This is a genomic window from Pseudoalteromonas sp. CO325X (genome assembly GCF_004208955.1).
In the GTDB taxonomy this organism is placed as follows: domain Bacteria; phylum Pseudomonadota; class Gammaproteobacteria; order Enterobacterales; family Alteromonadaceae; genus Pseudoalteromonas; species Pseudoalteromonas ruthenica.
The window spans coordinates 41643-62903 of sequence record NZ_SGPG01000004.1 but is presented as its reverse complement, the minus strand read 5'-3'; the positions used below and the strand labels follow the sequence as shown (position 1 = coordinate 62903).

The following is a 21261-nucleotide window of genomic DNA, read 5'->3' as shown; positions in this document are numbered from 1 at the left end:
GCGCACAATGGATAAAATTAAACGTATTTTAGCTGTGGTTGATCCCACCGTGGAGCAGCAACAGAGTTTGTCTCGGTCTATCGAACTGGCGCGAAAAAGCGGTGCGCAAATCACCGCGTTCCTGTCCATCTATGATTTTTCTTATGAAATGACCACAATGCTCAGTGCCGAAGAGCGCGAAGCCATGCGCAAAGCGGTGCTCAGTGAAAAAGAGCAGTGGTTGAAAACCCTCACTCACCAATACCAAGATGTGCAATTTGACACCAAAGTGGTGTGGCATAACCGCCCTTTCGAAGCCATTATTCGCGAAGTGCTCGGCCATGATTATGATCTAGTCGTCAAAGGCACACACCAACATGACACGCTAAAGTCGGTGATCTTTACGCCTACCGATTGGCACTTGATCCGTAAATGCCCGGCTCCTTTACTGCTAGTGAAAGACCATAACTGGCCAGTTGGCGGTGCAGTGGTGGCTGCGGTTAATGCTTCCAGTGATGATGAGCAACACCAAGCGCTTAATCAACGCATTGTTCAAGACGCTAAATTTATCGCTCAACTTGCCCAGGGCGACCTGCATTTAGTTAATGCTTACCCGGCAACACCGGTGAATATTGCCATTGAGATCCCGGAGTTTAATCCCTCACAGTACAACGAAACGGTGAAAGAGCATCATCTCAATTCAACGCGAGAATTAGGTGCTCAACATGGTATCGCTACGCATCATCAACATGTGGAGGAAGGTTTACCGGAGGATGTAATCCCTCGGATTGCGAAAAAACTCGACAGTGAACTTGTGGTGATGGGCACTGTGGGCCGCACCGGTCTTAGTGCAGCTCTTGTCGGCAACACTGCTGAGCATGTTATCGATAGTCTCGATTGTGATGTCCTGGCGCTGAAACCCGATGGCTATCACTCCCCGCTTGAGGACTAATCTGCAACCATTACACATTATCTGTCATTTGGGCGGCGCTAATGCCGCCTTTTTCTTGATGCCGCTGCACTGTATGCCTATAATACGCGCCTTTAAAATGAGCCGTAACAAGGGTGTCTAGGTGTCGCATTCAGCACAAGCCAAAGCGCAATATAACTTCAATAAACTGCAAAAGCGGCTACGCCGCCATACAGGTCAAGCCATTGCTGACTTCAATATGATTGAAGAAGGCGACCGCATCATGGTGTGCTTATCCGGCGGTAAAGACAGCTACACCCTGCTCGATATTTTACAAAATCTACAACGCTCAGCGCCGGTACGCTTTGAGCTGTTTGCGGTGAATTTAGACCAAAAACAACCCGGCTTCCCTGAGCATGTGCTGCCCGAATACTTGGATGGTTTAGGTATTGAGTACAAAATTGTTGAAGAAGACACGTACTCGATTGTTAAAGATAAAGTGCCTGAGGGTAAAACCACCTGCTCGCTGTGCTCGCGCTTACGCCGTGGTATCTTATATCGCACCGCTAAAGAGCTCGGAGCAACTAAAATTGCTCTGGGCCACCACCGTGATGACATGATTGAAACCTTGTTTTTAAATATGTTCTATGGCGGAAAAATGAAAGGCATGCCAGCCAAGCTAATGAGCGATGACGGCCAGCACATGGTGATCCGCCCACTGGCCTATTGTAAAGAAGCTGATATCAGTGCATACGCACAACAAAAAGAGTTTCCAATCATTCCTTGCAACTTGTGTGGCTCGCAAGAAAACTTACAAAGACAGAACATCAAGGCGATGCTGCAGCAGTGGCATAAAGAATCACCTGGGCGTATTGAAAGCATCTTTACCGCCATGCAAAACGTGGTGCCCTCACATATGGCTGATACTTCGCTGTTTAACTTTGCACAGCTGCAAACCGGTGAAGTAATAGATGGCGGCGATATTGCGTTGGATAAAGCCCAGTTCGACACACCAACTGTGCCCGAAGAAGAACACTCTGACAGTGGTGTAAAAATTCAAGCCATTGAGCTGTAAGAGTATAATAAGGCCGCTTTTAAAGCGGCCTTATTCCTTTCTCTACTGCGCTATCCATGGCGTAATTCGGTGAATCTGCGTGCCTTCTACTAAGGTGTTATTATTGTCTTGCCACTGCTGCTCAATCGGCACCTTGCATTGCAAGCCTTGGCACTGCCAGCTGTCTGGCACCTTCGCCGGCAGCGTATCAGCAAAGTGTAGTTGCACCCCTTTATGTTCAGGTAGCAAAAACGGCATCAGCGTACCGACAAAAAAGCCAGATAAGTCGCCAATTAAATCATCAAACTCTTGCTCAATGGTATAAGCTTGGGCATGGGTTAATCGTGTAAACGGTCCTGGTGCTTCAATTTGCATACTCAACTGGCACTGCCCTGATTGTGGTGTGGCGATGACCATAGCTTTATGGGTATCGAGTTGCTTGTCAAAGGGCAAGAACAGTTGCCCGTTATCGTCATAAGTTAAAGGAAAACGTTCGCGCTCGGTCACGATTTTGCCTTCCTTTAGTACGCAATTTTCTGCATTCTCATAGGTTTTTAAGTAAAAGCCGACTTTAGCGTGTTGGAAATTGCCCTCGTTGACAACCTCCATACGGTCGTAAAAGCCATCGTAAGACATCACCACATGCTCATCTGTTGGCTGCGCATTCACAGCCATTGAACACATTAGTGTGGCAATAAAAAGGCATTTATTCATCGAAGTAAGTCCTGTTATGGTCAATCATCGCTTGCAGCTCTTCAATATAGGCTTCACCGCGCTCAGAGTAAGACATCAACCCATACGTCAGTGCCTTGGCATCGATTGGCTGTTGTGCTTGACGTAAGTCGGCGCGAATATCGCGTAATTCACGATACGCGCTGTTGGTGTTGATATTATAAAAATAGGCATTCACCGCCTCTTGCACTGACTGATACACTGCAACCTCATGTTTTGCCCCTTGGTTGCGGCGCTTTGGCACCATACCGCAGCCCTTACTAAAGCACCATTGCCCAAAAAAGTTAAGTCCGATGCGGGCAAAACGTGAGGTGCCCCATGCCGACTCATTAGCCGCCTGCATCATGACTAATTCTTTAGGGATCACATCCACTCTGCGCAATGCTTGGCGCAGTGATAATTCACTAATTTGTTCATCTCCCAGCCCATATTCGGCGAAAATATCGCTGACTTTATCAATCTGCACTTCAGTAAGTGGCTCATCAAATTGGGTCATCATCAGGGCAATTTCTAACACTGCACGCTGTGAGCGTAACTTAGCATTCGCTTTTTCAATAGGCTCGCGAATAAAGTCGAAGAACGCCGCCTTTTTCTGTTTTACATCCTTTATCGCAGCAAAATTAGGTAGCTTAACGTTGTGCAGAGGTTTTTCCGGCACTGTTGGCTTTTCCACAGTGGGCTGCTCCTCACGTGGCTGGGTGTCTGCGACACGGGTTCCCCATATGAACGGGTACAACAATGCAGTCACACAGATTATTACGGTTATTAGCAGTCCAAGCTTTTTTATCATGAATCCTCCACGAGCCCCCAAGGCCAGATCAAAAAACGCGGCATTATATCGCGAACATGGTTGTTTTAAAAACGCAATCTGAACACTCGGGTGATTGAAAAGACTTTGTTTTATTTATAGTTTACACTTTGCACAGTGCAAAGGATCAGATTGAGGAAGCCATGCAGCATATCTGGCAACAACGGCGCGCCGATGAACACAAACACCGCCCTAATGACAATCGCTCACCTTGGCAAGTGGATCGCTCACGTATTATTCATGCCGCAGCGTTTCGCCGCCTGCAAGCCAAAACCCAAATTATGGGTATTGGCCTGAATGACTTTTATCGCACTCGCTTAACCCACTCTTTGGAAGTTTCGCAAATTGGCAGCGGTCTATTACGTCATCTCAGTCGACAACATCCAGATATTACTTGTCTTCCTGATGAGTCATTACTTGAAACCTTGTGTTTAGCCCATGATATTGGTCATCCACCATTTGGCCATGGCGGTGAAATTGCCCTGAATTATATGATGCGCGAACACGGAGGCTTCGAGGGCAATGCGCAAACCTTGCGAATCGTCGCGAAGTTAGAGCCCTACACTCAGGGCTACGGCATGAACCTAACCCGACGCACTTTACTGGGGTTTATAAAGTATCCAGCGCTTATTGATACACTTTGGCACACTCACCCAGAGCAAAACGCCAAACAACAATTTATAAAAGCGCACGATTGGCGCCCGGCGAAAGGCTTATACAATGATGACCAAGATTTGCTTGATTGGATTTTAGCGCCGCTCGATGACTCACAACGCCAACGCTTTACCAGCCATGAGCAGTATGATGCATATCGCCACAAAACCCGTTATAAATCACTCGATGCGGCCATTATGGAGTTGGCAGATGACATTGCTTATGCGGTGCATGATCTTGAAGATGCGATTGCCACCGAGCAAATCACTGTCCACGATTGGCAGGCTCATGGCGAGCCAGCACTTGCTCAAATCGATTGTCCTTGGCTAGATGACAGCCGCATCACTGAACGGCTTTTCTTTGGCTGTGAAGCGCAGCGCAAAGACATCATTGGTGAGTTAGTTAACTTGTTCATTACCCAATCCCGACTTGAGCAAACAGACAGCCGCTGTGGGTGCGATATTTTGCGCTATCAAGTGATCCTGCCCAGCGCTTACATGAGTTTATTAAACGCACTCAAACATTTTATTTATAAACGCCTTATTCGCGCCCCCCATATGCAGCAAATTGAATTTAAAGGACAAAAACTAATCATGGAATTATTTGCCGCATTTGCCAGTGATCCCCTACGCTTGCTGCCGGAGACAACCGCATTGAGTTATCGTAAAGCTGAGCAACAGGGCGACAACCCTTTACGCGTGCTATGCGATTACCTCAGTGGCATGACCGATGAGTATGCATACAAAACTTATCAACGGTTGTTTGCACCGACCATCGGTGTTTAACTACATAATAGGAACACAGCAATTGCTTTATGTTCGTCTAAACTAATGAAGCAATAACGAAAACGTCTGAGTATTCAAGGACCGACACCAATGCATTACCCTTTATGCTTACTGGCGTTGCTCATAAGTACTAGCAATAACGCCAACACAATCAGTTCGTTGCCTGATACCTTACTTGAGGAACGTCAGGTCGTTATCAAACAAGCCGATAAATACGACTGGTTACGCCTAAATTCAGGAGAGTGGCTTAAAGGAGAGCTGAAATCGCTCTATGACAAAAAGGTGGAATTTGAAAGCGATATTCTCGATACCCTGATCATTGATCAAGAAGATATTTATATGGTCATATCTGGGCGCTCTCACAGCGTGCGCTTTAATGACGGCACTGTGCAACAAGGGTCGCTGAATATATCCGGAGGCTATGTGGTTGTGGGAAACAGTCCTTCGCAATATCGCTATCAAGACTTAGTTTCTATTGCTCCTAGTGCCGAAGACGAGCTAAGCGCTTGGTCTATCAAGGTCGGCGTAGGCGCGAATTTAAGCAGAGGGAATACCGAACAAACCGAGCTCTCGGCCAGTGTTGATATAAAACGTCGGACGGCCAGTAACCGGTTACTCATTACCGCGCTGGCAGATCGTACAGCAAACGACGATAAGGTGACTGAAAACAATGTCCGAGCGAATGGCACCTTTGATTGGTTTTATACCAGCTCACTGTATTTTCGCCCGGTATTTTTTGAGTATTACCGCGACCCTTTTCAAAATATCGATAACAAATACACCCTGGGTGCTGGTTTTGGCTACTACTTAATAGACACAGATAAACTGGAATGGGATATCGGTGCGGGGCCAGCCTATCAACGAACCGAGTTTAGTGATGTCGCTGCGGGGCAAGATACCAGTAATTCCTCCACCTCTTTTTATTTTGAGTCAAATTTGGATTACGAATGGCGCACCAATGTAGATTTAAAGTTTGACTATCGCTTCACCTTTGCTGAAAACGCCTCAGGTGGTAATGCTCAACATGCTCTTGCTGGCGCTTCTATCGATATAACTAACGACATAGATTTGGACTTATCATTGGTGTGGGATCATCTTGCCTCCCCCGTAGCTAATGCCGATGGCAGTATTCCCAAGCAGGATGACTACAAGATGATTGTTTCTTTGGGTGTTGAACTTTAGGAGAGCCAATGAAATTTCTGCCATTAAATGTTGTCACCGCAGCGCTCTTGTCTGCGCTGTGCTACAGCGCCAATAGTCATGCACAAAGTATAGAGCAGCGTCTCAGTGCGCTTGAACAGCGCCTCAGCGAGCTAGAAAAGCAGTTGGCTGCTAAAGATAAAAAAATCGCTGCATTGGAGCGCGAACAAAAACGCACCCAAGTAGTGGCTAATAATGCCAAGGTCTCAGCGATAGAGGCGCAGCAAGTGCTCTTTAATGACACCACCCGACCGAGTCACCGGTTTGCCGCCCCCGCCAAAAGTATTCGCTTAAGCGACTCAACGACGACGTTGCAACTAGGTGGACAAATTTGGCTTGATGCTATCTATAATCACGGCGAAATGACGAATCGTGCCGGCTTTCAAACCTCTTCTATTGCTTATGATGACAACACCACCAACGACAACACGCTGTTGAGCGCCGGCCAATCTAAGCTGTCGTTTCGCAGCCATACGCCCACCCACTATGGTGATATGACCACGCGCTTTGAATTCGATATGTTTGATGACCAAGGTAATGCCGATTTTCACTTGACTCACCTGTGGGGTGAGCTTGGGAATTGGGGAGCAGGACAAACCTTTTCCGGGTTTATGGACATTAATTCCTTCCCCAACATCATTGATTATTGGGGTCCCACTGCCATGGTGTTCACCCGTCAGCCACAAATCCGCTATCGCACTGAACAGAGCGCATCGGGGGCAACATGGATGGTGACCATGGAGCGCTCTGACGCCGACTTGGCATTTCCTCGAGATATCGACCCCACGATCCTTTCTTTCAATGAGCAGAACGATTGGCCAGACGCTACACTCAGTTATCAGCAGCGTTTCGCAGATGGCTACATAAAAGCCGCCCTATTACTACGTAGCTTAGGCTTTGAAACATCGACCCAAGAAGACTCGGTAACTGGATGGGGTATCAATGTCACCGGCAATTATGCCCTTGATAAGGCACATTTATTGAAGTTCCAATTTGCAACTGGCGAAGGCATCGCCCGCTATATCAATGACCCGTGTTGCAGTATATACAGCACTATCACCGGGGGCAGCGATGCAGGCTTAAACAGCAACGGTGATTTACAAGCAATCGGTATCAGTGGTGGGTTTGTGTATCTCGATAAGCAATGGAGTGAGCGCTTTACATCTAGCCTAGGGGTAAGCTACGTCGACGTTGATAACCTTGCTACGCAACACGCTAGAGCATTTAATAATAGTCTCTACAGCACTATTAACCTTATTTGGAACCCCACTATGATGTCCCGTTTAGGCGTGGAGCTACAATACGGGGAAGTAGAAAATTTTGCCGGTGAGCAGGCTGATAACCTGCGCCTGCAAACCTCATTTGGCTTTAAGTATTGAAGCGATGATTTACTAGCGTTATCGCTTAGCAAGCATTTAATCTTTGGTTCATAAGGCGCGTGCTTAAATCGCCGCCCTGATGTTATGGCCTTTTTATCGGCCCGGGTGTGTGCTCAACACCCTTAATAGGACAGTGAAACAATGAAAACGTGGATAAGTTCAGCCTTTTTATCATTCATTATTTTGTGCAGTACCGCCTGTTTGGCTCGCCCTTATGACCCACAGAAGGTCGAGCAAGTGCTCAATACTGCTCATGCTTTATACAAAGATACCAATGCAGGAGCCAATGCCGATTATATTCCGGCTTTGGCCAAAGTGGACTCCAGTTTATTTGCCATTGCTATCGTCACCGCTGATGGTCAAGTATTCACTCAAGGGGATATTGACGCCACATTTTCAATTCAGTCCATTTCGAAGGTATTTACGCTCGCCTTAGCCATGGAGCAGCAAGGCAGCGCAGCAATAGTCGATAAAATCGGCGTCAACGCCACAGGATTGCCATTTAATTCTGTTGCTGCCATCGAGCTGAACCAAGACCGCTCAGTCAATCCACTGGTCAATGCGGGGGCCATGGCCACAGTGAGTCTGCTAGAGGGTGATAAGACACAGCAAAAATGGCAGTCGATTGCTACTTGGTATGATCAATTTGCTGGCCGAGAGCTGGCGGTGATGAACGAGGTATATCAATCAGAGTCGGCAACCAATGGCCACAACCTCGCTATTGCTGAACTGCTTAAGTCTTATGACCGTTTCTACGGTGATGTGGATATGAATTTAGATATCTATACACGTCAATGCTCAGTGGGAGTGACGACCAAAGATCTCGCGATGATGGCTTCCGTACTCGCGAATGGTGGCACGCACCCAGTCACTGGCGAAGCGCTAATGACAGCAGAAAATGTTCAACGTGTGCTGGCGGTGATGGCTACCGCAGGGCTTTATGAAACCAGTGGCGACTGGGCGTTTCAAGTAGGCTTACCGGCCAAAAGTGGTGTCGGTGGTGGCATTATCGCGGTGATGCCAGGCAAGTTTGCTATTGCTGCTTTTTCACCAAAACTTGATGAGGCTGGCAACAGTGTTCGCGCTCAGCGGGCGATAGATTATATCGCCGATAAGGCCAACGCCAATGTATTTAGTCATCTTGATTAATTGTCCCTATCCGCATTGACTTAGTTATCAACGATGCAACGAAAAACGCACCTTTTTCAAGGTGCGTTTTGATATCCAACTTGTGGAAAATGACTGAGCGAGCTCAATCACTCATTAGATTGCAGCATTACGGTAACGCTTAACAAATTCTTTAACCGGCTGGCCGTTACAACGAAGGTTAGATAGACGCTTGTTCTGTAGGCTTAATGTGCTTAAACCTTTTTGCGCCGCTTCCAAACATAGTTGTGTTTCTCGCTGATTATTTTTAGCGTAAAGGCTCACTGCAGTGTCGCTATTTGCGTTTTCAACCGTCACATTTTTAGCGATATCACGAATATCTTGACCGTTGCAGTACAAGCTAGAAGATACTCGGCTTACACGAATACCATGTTTTGCACCTAGCTCTTTTGCTGCCGCTAAACCTTGGTTCGCAGCTGCTACGCAGACCTGAGACTCAATACTGTCGTTTTTAGCAAAATAAACACGCTCTGTGCTGGCAAAAGCTGAAGTAGCGAATAAACAAGGGATAACAAGGGCAGTTAGTTTGGTCATGTAAGACTCCACAAAAATGAACGGGTGATCAAAATTTGAACTGAATTTTATATCCACAAAATACGATGTCAACTGCATTAGCTATGCAATTAAAAATATTTTAAAGAATTAACAATTCATATACGTAATCACATTTATCATGTAACAAATGCTTAATAGCTGTACTTTTTGCTCACAATTCAATCATCTTAAAAAAGTCGACTCGTTCAGTAAGACTGCATTTTTAATCGAAACAAAAGCGTAGCCATTTTTACTTGTCGACGGGCTTGGTATACTGCCAACAACGCCGTTATTTAGTGCAAAAGGATCTCCGGACATGAAACTTATCTCATTTAATATCAATGGCATTCGCGCAAGATTACACCAACTGCAGGCGCTATTGGAAAAACACAACCCTGATGTCGTTGGCCTTCAGGAGATTAAAGTACATGACGACTTATTCCCTGTCGCCGATGTTGAAGCCATGGGCTACCACGTGTATTTTCACGGGCAGAAAGGTCATTACGGCGTGGCAATGCTAACTAAAAACCCCGCTAAGCAGGTGAAAAAAGGCTTCACTACCGATACCGATGATCATCAAAAACGCATGATTGCCGTTACTGTGGAAGATAGCCATGGTGATGATGTTACGGTGCTAAATGGCTATTTCCCGCAAGGCGATAACATCAATCATGAAACCAAGTTCCCTTATAAACGACAGTTTTATGCTGATTTGATGACTGAATTGGATAGCCATTACCACGCTGACAGTAAATTAGCCGTTATGGGGGATATCAACATTTCCCCAACCGACCTAGACATCGGTATTGGTGAAGCGAATAAAAAGCGTTGGCTAAAAACCGGAAAATGCTCATTTCAACCACAAGAACGCGAGTGGCTGGATACACTGCTGGCCTGGGGCTTGGTCGATACCTATCGCCAATGCCACCCAGATACGGACGACCAATTTTCTTGGTTTGACTATCGTTCGAAAGGCTTCGATGATAACCGAGGACTGCGAATTGATGTAATTTTGGCGACCAAGGCATTGGCGAGCACCCTGAGTGACAGCGGCATTGATTATGAGTTAAGAGGCATTGAAAAGCCTTCTGATCACGCCCCAATTTGGAGCACTTTTTAAACGCAGCCATGAGCTATATCATACTTGCAATTATCCTTGCCCTGAGCATCGATAAAGCCAGTTTAACCGGGTTGATAGCGCATCCTGCTCGGCAAAAAGGCTTATTTGCCTGCGCCTTAGTACTGGCACTACTTTGGCGTATCAAGGCAGGTATATTCCCGGGCCTAGATATCCATATTCTTGGCGTCACTGCGGTCACTCTGATCTTAGGCTGGCGCCTAGCGACACTGGCCAGTGTATTAGCAACGGCCTTGTTGCTGGCGTTTTCCGTGGTCAGTATTGAAAGTGCAGCAACCTTCATCATACTGACGGCGCTGATCCCTATTTATTTTAGCTATTTATTATTTATTGTGGTGTATCACGCCCTTCCCCGGCATCTGTTCATCTATATTTTTGTTTGTAGCTTTTTGTGTGCAGCATTGGCTAATTGCCTGAAAATTTTTGTCGGTGCCGGCTATTTTTGGTTTATCGGTAGTTATGATTGGGTAACGCTCACTGAAAACTACCTATTTTTAAGCGCCCTGATCTGGTTTCCCGAAGCGATGCTAAATGGCATGGCCATGACATTGATGGTGATCTATCGGCCACACTGGGTGCGCACCTTTTATGATAAGGAATACCTCTCTCAATGAGTGCTTACTGTTGTCCTCTTTGCCAGCAACCGCTGCAACGTCAAAACCAAGCATTGGTGTGCGCCAAGGGCCATCAATTTGACTATGCCAAAGAGGGATACGTCAACTTGCTCCCGGTACAGTTTAAAAAATCCAAACAACCTGGAGATAATCAGGACATGGTGCAGGCGCGAAGACGATTTTTAAATGCGGGCCACTACCAATTTATGCGCGATGCGCTGGCAAAAGAAGTCTCGGCGTGTTATTCAGGAACAGGTTATGTTGTCGATATGGGCTGCGGTGAAGGCTACTATAGCGCAGCGATGGCAGCACAATTCCAAGACCCAGAGCTTGTTCATGGCATTGACATTGCAAAACCTGCCGTGCGTTATGGAGCCAAGCGCTACCCTGGTTGTCAGTTTGCCGTGGCGTCAACCAAACAAATGCCCATGGCCAGTGGCTGCGCCAGTGTGGTGAGCAGCGTATTTGCCCCTATTTTCGCCGATGAAAGCGCACGCTTGTTACAGGACAACGGCCACCTTATTGTTGTTTCGCCAGGGCCAAGACACTTAGCGCAGTTAAAAGCGCTCATATATCAACAGGTGCGCGAGCACACTGCTCCTGACACACCGCCCGGATTCAATCGGCAACGGCAACAGTTGTTACAACAGCAAATTTCATTACCTGGAGAAGAAGCCAGAGATTTAGCCCTGATGACACCCTTTGCATGGAAGTTCAGTGAAATTCAAATGGCAGATTTGGCAAGCGCCGATGAGGTGACTATCGACGCCGAGTTTTTCATTACGGTGTATCAGAAAATATCCTGACGAAAGGCTTTGTCCATTTTTTCAAACATATCACGGAGCAACTTAGCCAACTCCATATAGCAAGGTTTAGTTTTTGCTGGTGCTCCTTGATATCCTTGTGCCGCCATCTTCTCGTGAAGTTCACGATACCACAGTGCCATACTTGGTGGCAGCGGTGTCTCAGCACGTTTTCCGAGCCATAATAAACCTTGCACCGGTAAAGACAAGATCAGTAAGGCGCATGCAAGAGCGGGCCCCAAAAACTGTTGCCCCAACACCTGAAGCTGAATCACTAAACTTGTCAGTGCCACCGCAGGCATGATTTTGATAGCGAAGGCCGTGGCATTCACCACCCTGTTTTCTATAAACAGCGGCGCTAGCTCACGCCGTAGCGGCCACACTTTTGTGTATTGGTGACCTTGCTGTATTTGCGAAATAAGACTTTTTTGCATTTGCGCCTCTAACAACTAACGCTATGTCTGAAATTAAGGTAAAATATATATCACCTATCAATTATACCTTAGTCTAGTTTTGCACTAGGTTCACCTAAGGATTATAGCTAATCTTTTGGCGCCCGACTAAGTTCATTGATGGGTTCACGTTCCTACATTCAACCACAGGTCTATTTAATGTCTGTACAACACGTCCTCGTACTCAATTGTGGCAGCTCAAGTTTGAAGTTCGCTGTTATGGATGCCAACTCTGGCGATGAACTACTCACTGGATTAGCAGAACGTCTGCACAGTGACGACGCCACCTTAAAGTATAAATTTGCTGGCGACAAGCATACTAACGCCTTACCTAAGGGCGCCGATCACCAAACAGCGATCGATACCCTGGTCACGCTTATTGGTAATTTCTCTTTGAGCCAACATTTAATCGCCGTAGGTCATCGTGTGGTGCATGGCGGCGAACAATTCACTGGCTCGCAGATTATCACTCCCCATATTATTGATGCCATTACTCAAACGGCACAATTGGCGCCATTGCATAACCCGGCAAACCTAACGGGCATTCGTGCTGCACAGGCGGCATTTCCTGAGCTCGTTCAGGTTGCCGTATTTGATACCGCCTTCCATCAAACGATGCCTAAGCATGCTTATTTGTATGCCTTGCCTTACTCATTATATGAGCGCCATGGTGTGCGACGTTATGGCTTTCATGGTACCAGTCATGCGTATGTGAGTTTAATGGCTATTAAAGAGCTTGGATTAGATGCAGATAACAGCCGCATCATTACTGCCCACCTCGGCAATGGCTGCTCGGTGTGTGCGATAAAAAATGGCCGCAGTGTTGACACCAGCATGGGGCTCACTCCTTTAGAGGGCGTGGTGATGGGCACTCGCAGTGGTGATATCGACCCGGGACTGTTTGACTTTCTGACTAACCAACTAGGTTATGCCAGTGCAGAAGTCAGCGACATACTCAACAAGCAAAGTGGCTTGTTGGGGATCAGCGAATTATCCAATGACTGTCGCACCATAGAAGAGGCGCATGTAGCTGGCAATGCCAAGGCTACCCTGGCCCTGGATATTTTCTGTTACCGACTGGCTAAGCAGATTGCTGCTTATTTAGTACCGCTTGCTGGTCTCGATGCACTTATCTTTACCGGTGGCATTGGCGAAAACTCAGACATTATTCGTGCTAAAGTGCTCGCCCATTTAAGCTTTTTAGATATCCATGTTGATCCAGAGAGTAACCTTGCGGCCCGCTTTGGCAACCTAGGCGTTATTACCACGGCAACCAGCCGTGCTCAGGCGGTGGTGATCCCCACCAATGAGGAGTGGATGATTTGCCAAGATGCCGCTCGCCTAGCAAAAGGAGTATCATAATGTCACGTCGTATTATGCTAATTCCCGTCTCCACGGGGGTCGGCCTTACCTCTGTATCCGTGGGCTTAGTGAGGGCCTTGGAACAAAAAGCCATCAAAGTAAACTTCTTTAAGCCCATTGCCCAACCCCGTCGTGGCGAGTGTGGACCTGAGAAATCGACTGCGATCGTGAAAATCGGCTCTAGCATCAATCCACCGGAGCCATTTTCTTTGACCTACGCTGAAAATATGATTGGCGATGGCAAAGGAAATACCTTGCTTGAAGAGATCGTTGAGCGTTTTGAAAGTGCAATTCATGATGATGAAATTGCCATCATTGAGGGCATGGTACCAACCAGAAACCAACCTTATGCGGGGCGTGTGAACCGAGAAATAGCCCAGACTCTTGGCGCTGATATTGTGTTTGTAGTGACCCCCAGTAATGACTCTTTAGAGGAGTTAGAGGACAAAATTGAGATAGCCGCTGGCAATTACGGTGGCATCAGTCACCCGCGTGTGCTTGGTTGTATCTTTAACAAAGTGAATGCGCCGCTTGATGAACAAGGCCGAGCACGGGCCGACTTGGTTGAGCAATTCAACCCGGAGCAACTAGAAAATGAGCTGCACCGTTTAGCCTCGATGCCGCTATTTCGCCGGCAACCCTTTCGCTTGCTTGGTAGCATCCCGTGGGATTTCGAGCTGGTCGCTCCAAGAGCCATCGATTTAGCACAGTATCTTGATGCTAAAGTGATTCATCAAGGCGATTTATTGCATCGGCGCTTACGTCGCGTAACCTTTTGTGCGCGCACCGTATCTAACTTACTTAACCATATCTCTCCCGGAGTGTTACTGGTTACACCGGGGGACCGTTCAGATGTGTTAGTTGCAGGTTGCTTATCGGCGATGAACGGCACCAAGATAGGAGCCATTTTGCTCACCGGTGATATTGAACCTGAGCCCCGTATTATGGCGCTGTGCCAGCAGGCTATGGAACAAACCGGCCTGCCTATTTTGGCTACCGAGCACGATACGTGGCGCACGTCATTATTGCTGCATAACTTTAACCTTGAAGTGCCCTGCGATGATGAGCAGCGCGTTGATAAAGTTAAGGCGCACCAAGCCACCTATATCGATAGTCAGTGGCTCGATAGCTTGGCGCAAAGTTCGCAGAAAACACGTAAACTCTCGCCGCCAGCATTCCGTTACTTGCTTACCGATAAGGCTCGTAGAGCCAACAAAACCGTCGTCCTGCCGGAGGGCGAAGAGCCACGCACCATCAAGGCTGCGGCTATTTGTGGTGAGCGCGGCATTGCCCGGACTGTGCTATTAGGCGACCCTCAAGAGATCGCGCGTATCGCTGAGCAACAGGGCGTGGAGCTCAATGACTATGTTCAACTTGTTGACCCTGACAGCATCCGCGCTAACTACGTTGCACCTATGGTTGAGCTTCGTAAGAACAAGGGCCTTACCCATGTTGTTGCCGAGGAATTGCTGCAAGATAACGTTGTGCTGGGTACCATGATGTTAGCCGAAGGCGAAGTCGATGGGCTAGTGTCTGGGGCTGTCAATACCACGGCCAACACCATTCGCCCACCGCTGCAGTTGATTAAAACGGCGCCAGGCTCATCATTGGTATCATCGGTCTTTTTCATGTTGCTGCCAGATCAAGTACTGGTTTATGGCGATTGTGCTATTAACCCAGACCCAACGGCGGAGCAATTGGCAGATATTGCTATCCAGTCGGCAGATTCAGCGGCCGCTTTTGGCATTGATCCTAGGGTGGCGATGATCAGCTACAGCACTGGTAGCTCGGGCGCGGGCGCCGACGTCGAAAAAGTACGGACCGCCACTGAATTAGCGCAACAAAAACGTCCCGACCTGATCATTGATGGGCCCCTGCAATATGATGCCGCGATCATGGAAAATGTAGCGCGCAAAAAGGCCCCAAATAGCCCGGTCGCCGGACAGGCAACAGTGTTTATATTTCCTGACTTGAATACCGGCAATACCACCTATAAAGCTGTACAACGAAGCGCCGAGTTAGTGAGTATTGGCCCGATGCTTCAAGGCATGCGTAAACCGGTGAATGACTTAAGCCGTGGTGCCTTAGTGGATGACATCGTCTACACCATCGCACTGACAGCAATTCAAGCACAACAAGCGGCTGAGCAACTGAGCGACGCCTGAACAATAATCAGGCAGCATAAATAAGTGCTGCCTTTTCATAAAGTTACAGACTATTAACCACGCTACCCCCAAACTTATCCACAGCTTTTGTTAGCAACTTATTTTGTCACCATGGCCCTTACCTCACCCCACTCTTAATACCCATTTATGTTGGATTTGCTTATAATCTAACTAAGCAAAAGCAAAGTCCCTAGACCCGTCGAGTTATTTTCGGTATAAGTTAACTTTAACCTTAAAGGGGATCGTTATGGCTAAACAAACGCTACAATTGCTTGCGAACGACTTTACGATTCATAGCTTTGAGAGCACCAGCGAGATCCCCAAAGCCATTACCCAAAGCGAGTTTTATTTCGTTGCCAAAACAGCTGAAGAGCTTTCCGTTGTATGCAACAGTGATATTGAGCTTGATAGTTTAGAGCAAGAACCAGGCTGGGTGGCCTTTGAAGTACTCGGTCCCCTTGGCTTTTCGCTTACAGGTATATTGTCTAATATTTCCGGCGTGTTGGCACAAGCGAACATTTCCATTTTTGCTGTATCTACCTTTGATACAGACTATATTTTGGTTAAACGCGTACAGGCAAAAAATGCCATGTCGACACTTAAAAAAGAAGGTTACACCGTTCGTTCATGAGCCAAGTTAGTCAATTTTGCTTGCCAGCTGAGTTACCCCCTTCACCCACCCTAACACTGTGTGCTCCTGTGAGCGGCCAGGTGCACCCTTTAAATTGCCTGCCCAGTGCACTTATGGCACATGGTTTACTTGGCGCTGGGGTGTGTATCGAGATGCATTCACATAAGTTGGTAGCCCCTTGCGACGGTCAGCTACTCAGCGTTGATATGGGTGCCAAACAATGGCGCTTTAAAAGCAATAACGGCGTGCATATATTAGTGCATTTACACAGCGATGAGCCCACGCTGACGAACAAGGCAAAACTATCGGCGCTTAACTGCACCCCTGTACGCAAAGGGATGCAACTCGCTTACTTTGACCTACGCCAGTTTAAATCGGCACCTCGGGTCGCTATGATAGTGACCCAAACACGTTTTAGCGCAGAGATATTATTTAGCCACAAGCAGGCACATTGCGCTGAGCCTTTGTTATTCATTTATCACAAGAAGTAGATTTCATGAGCATCATTCTTTACGGCATTAGTAATTGCGACACCATTAAAAAAGCGAAAAAGCACTTAGATAGTTTGGGCGTCGATTATTCATTTCACGATTACCGCAAACACGGTCTCGACAGTGACCTGGTGGCACAACTCGAAGCCCTGTTTGGCTGGCAAACCATGGTCAATAAACGAGGCACCACCTATCGCCAACTCAGTGATGAGCAAAAACAGCAGCTTGATAAAGACAGCGCCATGGCATTAATGGTTGAACATCCAGCATTAATCAAGCGCCCTATTCTACGCACTGACGATCAGGCATTAATTGGCTATAAAGCGGCCGATTACGACAACATGTTCGCTAAGAGCTAATTATGAGTGATGTCATAAACCTAGCTAAAGAGCTGATGCGCCGGCGCTCGGTGACCCCTGATGACGCCGGTTGCCAGCATGTGATCAGTGAACGTTTAGCCAAGGTGGGCTTTAACAATGAGCCGATGTTTTTTGTTGATACCCTAAACACCTGGTCACGACGTAATAATCAGTCGCCCAATGTCTGCTTTGCCGGGCACACCGATGTGGTACCTACCGGCGATGAGAGCCAATGGCATTTCCCACCCTTTGCGGCCACAGAGCACGATGGTTATTTACACGGGCGCGGTGCCGCTGATATGAAAGGGTCATTGGCGGCGATGGTGGTAGCAACCGAGCGTTTCGTAAAAAAACACCCTAATCATAAAGGTTCAATCTCATTTCTTATCACCTCTGATGAGGAGGGACCCTTCATTAATGGCACCACTCGGGTTATCGACACACTGCAAGCACGTAATGAGCACATAGACATGTGTATTGTCGGCGAGCCTTCATCCACAGATAAACTAGCTGATGTCGTTAAAAATGGCCGCCGTGGCTCATTAACTGCGTTTTTAACCGTGAAAGGTAAACAAGGGCACGTAGCTTACCCCCATTTAGCCGATAACCCCGTCCATCGCGCCACTGGTTTTCTAGACGCTTTGTGCGCTGAAAAGTGGGATGAGGGAAACGCATACTTCCCTGCCACCAGCATGCAAATCTCCAATATCAATGCAGGAACCGGAGCGGGAAATGTAATTCCAGGGGATTTAGAGGTGCAATTTAACTTTCGCTACAGCACCGAAGTAACGGCACCACAACTACAGCAACGCGTTGTGCAATTGTTACAACAACACCAGCTCCCCTATGAGCTCAGTTGGGTGCACAATGGTGAACCCTTTATCACTGAGCCGGGTGAGCTGATTGACGCTGTCCAACAGGCAATTCATAGCCAATTGGGTTATCAAGCCGAGTTGCAAACCAGCGGCGGTACCTCTGATGGCCGCTTTATCGCCCCCACAGGGGCAAAAGTCGTCGAGCTTGGGCCGCGTAATGCAACTATTCACCAAGTGAACGAATGCGTCAGTTGTGCTGATTTAGACAACCTTGCGCTCATTTATGAGGGAATTTTGGAACGTTTACTCACATGAATCTAGCGATGTGTGCCACAGGGCGAAGTGACGAGCACTTAGTCAGTTATCAACAGCAATCTGTCCACCATGAGGCGCTACACGACTTGAGGCGGTTGCAGCGCGGGGCTGCAAAGGACGGTATTGATTTACGCGTAGCCTCGGCGTTTCGTTCGTTCTCACGCCAAGCTGCTATCTGGAATGCAAAATTTAATGGCCACCGCAGTGTATTAGATATCAATGAGCAGGTAGTTGAGTTGTCGCACCTCAATACTTTGCAACGATGCCAAGCTATTATGTTATTTTCAGCTCTCCCCGGTGCCAGTCGGCATCATTTTGGTACTGACTTTGATGTCTGGGACAGTGGCGCTGTCAGCGACGACTATGCGCTGGCATTAACGCAGCAAGAATATGCACCCACAGGGCCTTTTGCTCAGTTATCTCATTGGTTGGATGAGCACATGGCCGAGTACGGCTTTTACCGACCTTACGATTGTTATCGCGGAGGCGTGGCGCCGGAGCCGTGGCACATTAGCCATATAACCAGCGCCAGTATTTTGCTGCCATGGCAGAATCCGAGCACCATCGCCGATGCCCTGCGCGACAGTGACGTGGCTGGCAATGAGACAATCATGGCGCACCTCGATACCCTGTGTACGCAGTTTGTTACTAATGTTGGCCCTGTTTTTGCCGCGCGATAATAAACACGCCGATTGCAGCAACTAATACGGCGGCACTGACCATGGCAGTGCCATCAATGCGCTCACCGAGCAAGACAGCCCCACCTAACATAGCCAGCGGCGGTACGCTGAGTTGCATCACCGCCGCTTGACTGGCTTTAATGCGCTGGATAACCCGATACCACAAGGCATACCCGAGCGCTGACGTTATAGCGCCCGAGACGAAAGCAAGCACAAGCCCTTTGGGGTGAGCAAATAAGGTGTGTTGTGATACCAACACTCCAACCATAATTAGCACTGAAAGCATTGCCGCACGTTGAAAATTATCTGCACTTGCCAAGGTCGCGTCTTTGCGGCCTTGCCCGAGTATACTGTAGCTGCCCCACGCGACACCGGCGACTATCATAATTCCGCTATACCCTAGATGCACATCCGTGCCCTGTGGGCTCAGCAAAATAAAAAAGGCTGTCATCGCCACCAGTAGCATCACCCATTGCAAAGCGCTGAAGCGCTCTTTGTGTAACAGGGCCCAAGAGATCATGCAAAACTGCACCGCACTGAACAGTAGCAAGGCGCCTAGGCCAGCATCTAAGCTAATATATGCAATCGAAAAAGCAAACATGTAAACGGTTAAGCTTATTGCCCCGAGCCAACTGCCCCCTGTAGCCCGCACCGATTTCTTTTGGCCTTGCCGACCCGTAGAGCACATCACCAGGAGTGTTAACATTAAAGCGCCGCTAACGGTGCGAATGGCGGCAAAGCTCAACGGATCAATATGCACCATGGCCAAAGCCTCACGATTGAGTAAGGAATTAGCAGCAAATGCGAGCATGCTCAGCAGCGCATACAACCAAGGAGCATACCGAGAGAGTGAGGGCATAGTGGTTTCCATGTGTGCTTAATTATTTAGTAGCAGACAGGCAAAAACGGTAAAATTTTTCACGGCTTAGGGCATTAAAAACCCAATGGTGCTTCACACCAACGATAGGCTGGCTTGATAACCCCCACTAGCTTTGCCGATACCGACTGAAAAAGCGCCCGATGCGCTCCATCGCTGGTCGTAACTCATCTTTGTGCGGCAGGAACACAATGCGGAAGTGATCCGGCTCAGGCCAGTTAAAACCGCGCCCATGCACCAACAGAATTTTCTCTTGCGTAAGCAAATCTAACACCATGGTCTCATCATTGGTGATATTAAAGCGTTTTGTATCGACCTTAGCAAAGCCATACAACGCGCCTTTGGGTTTGACACAACTAATGCCGTCAATATCGTTCAACCCTTGCCAAGCGATAGTACGCTGCTCGTACAAACGACCACCCGGCTCGATTAACGCATCAATGGATTGCACGCCCCCTAACGCTTGTTGAATTGCGTTTTGTGCTGGCACATTGGCACATAAGCGCATCGAAGCAAGCATCTCTAGGCCTTTGATTAAGTCTGCCATCCTTTTGGTGGGCCCGCTTAGTACCATCCACCCCATACGTAAACCCGCTGCGCGATAAGTTTTCGCCAAGCCATTAAAGGTGATCACCGGGACATCGTCGCACAACGCTGCAATAGAGCTATGTGGCGTATTATCAAATAGGATTTTCTCGTAAATCTCATCACTTAATAGTAATAAATTGTGCTCGCGAGCGAGTGCGATAAGTTCATGCAAGAGCGCATTGCTATACACAGCCCCGGTGGGATTATTGGGGTTAATTAATACCAGCGCCTTGGTCTTATTGGTGATTTTACTACGAATATCGTCGATATCAGGAAACCAATCGGCTTGCTCATCACAGCGATAATGGACAGCTTTGCCTCCTGAGAGCGTCACACAGGCACTCCACAAGGGGTAATCAGGGGCAGGAATAAGGATTTCATCGTCATTGTTAACCAGCGCTTGCGTCACCATTTGGATGAGCTCGCTGACCCCGTTACCAATAAAGATATTATCAACACTAAGGTTGTGTAGGCCGCGTTGTTGATAATGCTGATATACGGCTACACGCGCCGAGTATAAACCCTTTGAATCGCAATAACCTTGTGCTGAGCTCAGGTTACGGATGATGTCTCGGAGCATGTCCTCTGGCATGTCAAAGCCAAACGCGGCAGGATTTCCGATATTGAGCTTAAGGACTTTTTGCCCTTCATCTTCCATGGCCTTTGCGGCTTGTAAAACCGGACCACGAATATCGTAACACACACCCTGTAACTTCTGGCTTTTGAGTATCTCGGACATACTTCCCCCTTAATCGAAATGCTCAGTTAG

General features: G+C 47.8%; 22 protein-coding genes. 16 read left to right on the top strand and 6 right to left on the bottom strand.

What is annotated here, in order from left to right:
- Positions 1-7: 7 nt before the first annotated feature.
- Complete coding sequence (gene uspE, locus EXT46_RS01975; protein WP_045978667.1) at positions 8-931, top strand: universal stress protein UspE; 924 nt, start codon at positions 8-10, stop codon at positions 929-931.
- A gap of 121 nt (positions 932-1052) precedes the next feature.
- Positions 1053-1964, top strand: coding sequence for a tRNA 2-thiocytidine(32) synthetase TtcA (gene ttcA, locus EXT46_RS01970; protein WP_045978666.1), 912 nt, complete (start codon positions 1053-1055; stop codon positions 1962-1964).
- 42 nt (positions 1965-2006) lie between these two features.
- On the opposite strand, the gene EXT46_RS01965 is transcribed toward ttcA, so the two are convergent.
- Positions 2007-2657, bottom strand: a complete 651-nt coding sequence (locus tag EXT46_RS01965) for a DUF2987 domain-containing protein (RefSeq protein WP_130144908.1) — start codon at positions 2655-2657, stop codon at positions 2007-2009.
- Positions 2650-3465, bottom strand: a complete 816-nt coding sequence (locus tag EXT46_RS01960) for a glucosaminidase domain-containing protein (protein ID WP_130144906.1) — start codon at positions 3463-3465, stop codon at positions 2650-2652. Before EXT46_RS01960 ends, EXT46_RS01965 begins: the two co-directional genes overlap by 8 nt.
- A gap of 161 nt (positions 3466-3626) precedes the next feature.
- On the opposite strand from EXT46_RS01960, the gene EXT46_RS01955 reads away from it, so the two are divergent.
- The 4 genes from EXT46_RS01955 (at position 3627) to glsA (ending at position 8650) form a co-directional block, all read left to right on the top strand.
- Complete coding sequence (locus EXT46_RS01955) at positions 3627-4922, top strand: anti-phage deoxyguanosine triphosphatase (RefSeq protein WP_130144904.1); 1296 nt, start codon at positions 3627-3629, stop codon at positions 4920-4922.
- 90 nt (positions 4923-5012) lie between these two features.
- Positions 5013-6104, top strand: coding sequence for a DUF481 domain-containing protein (locus tag EXT46_RS01950; protein ID WP_130144902.1), 1092 nt, complete (start codon positions 5013-5015; stop codon positions 6102-6104).
- A gap of 8 nt (positions 6105-6112) precedes the next feature.
- Complete coding sequence (locus EXT46_RS01945; RefSeq protein ID WP_130144900.1) at positions 6113-7501, top strand: DcaP family trimeric outer membrane transporter; 1389 nt, start codon at positions 6113-6115, stop codon at positions 7499-7501.
- Positions 7502-7642: 141 nt separating this feature from the next.
- Positions 7643-8650, top strand: a complete 1008-nt coding sequence (glsA, locus tag EXT46_RS01940; protein ID WP_130144898.1) for a glutaminase A — start codon at positions 7643-7645, stop codon at positions 8648-8650.
- 114 nt (positions 8651-8764) lie between these two features.
- On the opposite strand, the gene EXT46_RS01935 is transcribed toward glsA, so the two are convergent.
- Positions 8765-9202 carry a hypothetical protein gene (locus EXT46_RS01935; protein ID WP_026110933.1) on the bottom strand — a complete coding sequence of 146 codons (438 nt, stop codon included), beginning with the start codon at positions 9200-9202 and terminating at the stop codon, positions 8765-8767.
- 316 nt (positions 9203-9518) lie between these two features.
- Between EXT46_RS01935 and xthA the strand changes: the two genes are divergently transcribed.
- Genes xthA through rlmA form a run of 3 tightly spaced genes read left to right on the top strand, consistent with a single transcriptional unit; the run spans position 9519 to position 11760 of the window.
- The gene (gene xthA, locus EXT46_RS01930) at positions 9519-10322 is read left to right on the top strand and encodes an exodeoxyribonuclease III (protein WP_130144896.1); all 804 of its coding nucleotides are present in this window, start codon (positions 9519-9521) and stop codon (positions 10320-10322) included.
- Positions 10323-10330: 8 nt separating this feature from the next.
- A complete protein-coding gene (locus EXT46_RS01925) occupies positions 10331-10954 on the top strand; it encodes an energy-coupling factor ABC transporter permease (RefSeq protein ID WP_130144894.1) in 624 nt (207 codons plus the stop codon).
- The gene (gene rlmA, locus EXT46_RS01920) at positions 10951-11760 is read left to right on the top strand and encodes a 23S rRNA (guanine(745)-N(1))-methyltransferase (protein ID WP_130144891.1); all 810 of its coding nucleotides are present in this window, start codon (positions 10951-10953) and stop codon (positions 11758-11760) included. The genes EXT46_RS01925 and rlmA overlap by 4 nt, the downstream gene beginning before the upstream one ends.
- Here rlmA and yfbV read toward each other — a convergent pair.
- Positions 11745-12191 (bottom strand): terminus macrodomain insulation protein YfbV, encoded by a 447-nt coding sequence (yfbV, locus tag EXT46_RS01915; RefSeq protein WP_022943645.1) that lies wholly within the window; start codon positions 12189-12191, stop codon positions 11745-11747. The genes rlmA and yfbV overlap by 16 nt on opposite strands.
- Positions 12192-12368: 177 nt before the next feature.
- On the opposite strand from yfbV, the gene EXT46_RS01910 reads away from it, so the two are divergent.
- The 7 genes from EXT46_RS01910 (at position 12369) to EXT46_RS01880 (ending at position 19027) form a co-directional block, all read left to right on the top strand.
- Positions 12369-13571 (top strand): acetate kinase, encoded by a 1203-nt coding sequence (locus tag EXT46_RS01910; protein ID WP_130144889.1) that lies wholly within the window; start codon positions 12369-12371, stop codon positions 13569-13571.
- Entirely contained in the window at positions 13571-15736 is a 2166-nt protein-coding gene (pta, locus tag EXT46_RS01905; protein ID WP_130144887.1) for a phosphate acetyltransferase, read from the top strand. Before EXT46_RS01910 ends, pta begins: the two co-directional genes overlap by 1 nt.
- Before the next feature lie 247 nt (positions 15737-15983).
- Complete coding sequence (locus EXT46_RS01900) at positions 15984-16367, top strand: ACT domain-containing protein (protein WP_022943642.1); 384 nt, start codon at positions 15984-15986, stop codon at positions 16365-16367.
- Positions 16364-16858, top strand: coding sequence for a PTS glucose transporter subunit IIA (locus tag EXT46_RS01895; RefSeq protein WP_130144885.1), 495 nt, complete (start codon positions 16364-16366; stop codon positions 16856-16858). The genes EXT46_RS01900 and EXT46_RS01895 overlap by 4 nt, the downstream gene beginning before the upstream one ends.
- A gap of 5 nt (positions 16859-16863) precedes the next feature.
- Positions 16864-17217 carry an ArsC family reductase gene (locus EXT46_RS01890; RefSeq protein WP_130144883.1) on the top strand — a complete coding sequence of 118 codons (354 nt, stop codon included), beginning with the start codon at positions 16864-16866 and terminating at the stop codon, positions 17215-17217.
- Positions 17217-18347, top strand: coding sequence for a succinyl-diaminopimelate desuccinylase (dapE, locus tag EXT46_RS01885; protein ID WP_205988200.1), 1131 nt, complete (start codon positions 17217-17219; stop codon positions 18345-18347). The genes EXT46_RS01890 and dapE overlap by 1 nt, the downstream gene beginning before the upstream one ends.
- Entirely contained in the window at positions 18344-19027 is a 684-nt protein-coding gene (locus EXT46_RS01880; protein ID WP_130144879.1) for a M15 family metallopeptidase, read from the top strand. The genes dapE and EXT46_RS01880 overlap by 4 nt, the downstream gene beginning before the upstream one ends.
- Here the strand turns inward: EXT46_RS01880 and EXT46_RS01875 are convergent.
- Both EXT46_RS01875 and EXT46_RS01870 read right to left on the bottom strand, forming a co-directional pair.
- Entirely contained in the window at positions 18996-19886 is an 891-nt protein-coding gene (locus EXT46_RS01875) for a DMT family transporter (protein ID WP_165381042.1), read from the bottom strand. The genes EXT46_RS01880 and EXT46_RS01875 overlap by 32 nt on opposite strands.
- A 127-nt stretch (positions 19887-20013) precedes the next feature.
- On the bottom strand, positions 20014-21231 hold the full coding sequence (locus tag EXT46_RS01870; RefSeq protein WP_022943636.1) for a pyridoxal phosphate-dependent aminotransferase: 1218 nt from the start codon (positions 21229-21231) through the stop codon (positions 20014-20016).
- Positions 21232-21261 lie beyond the last annotated feature (30 nt).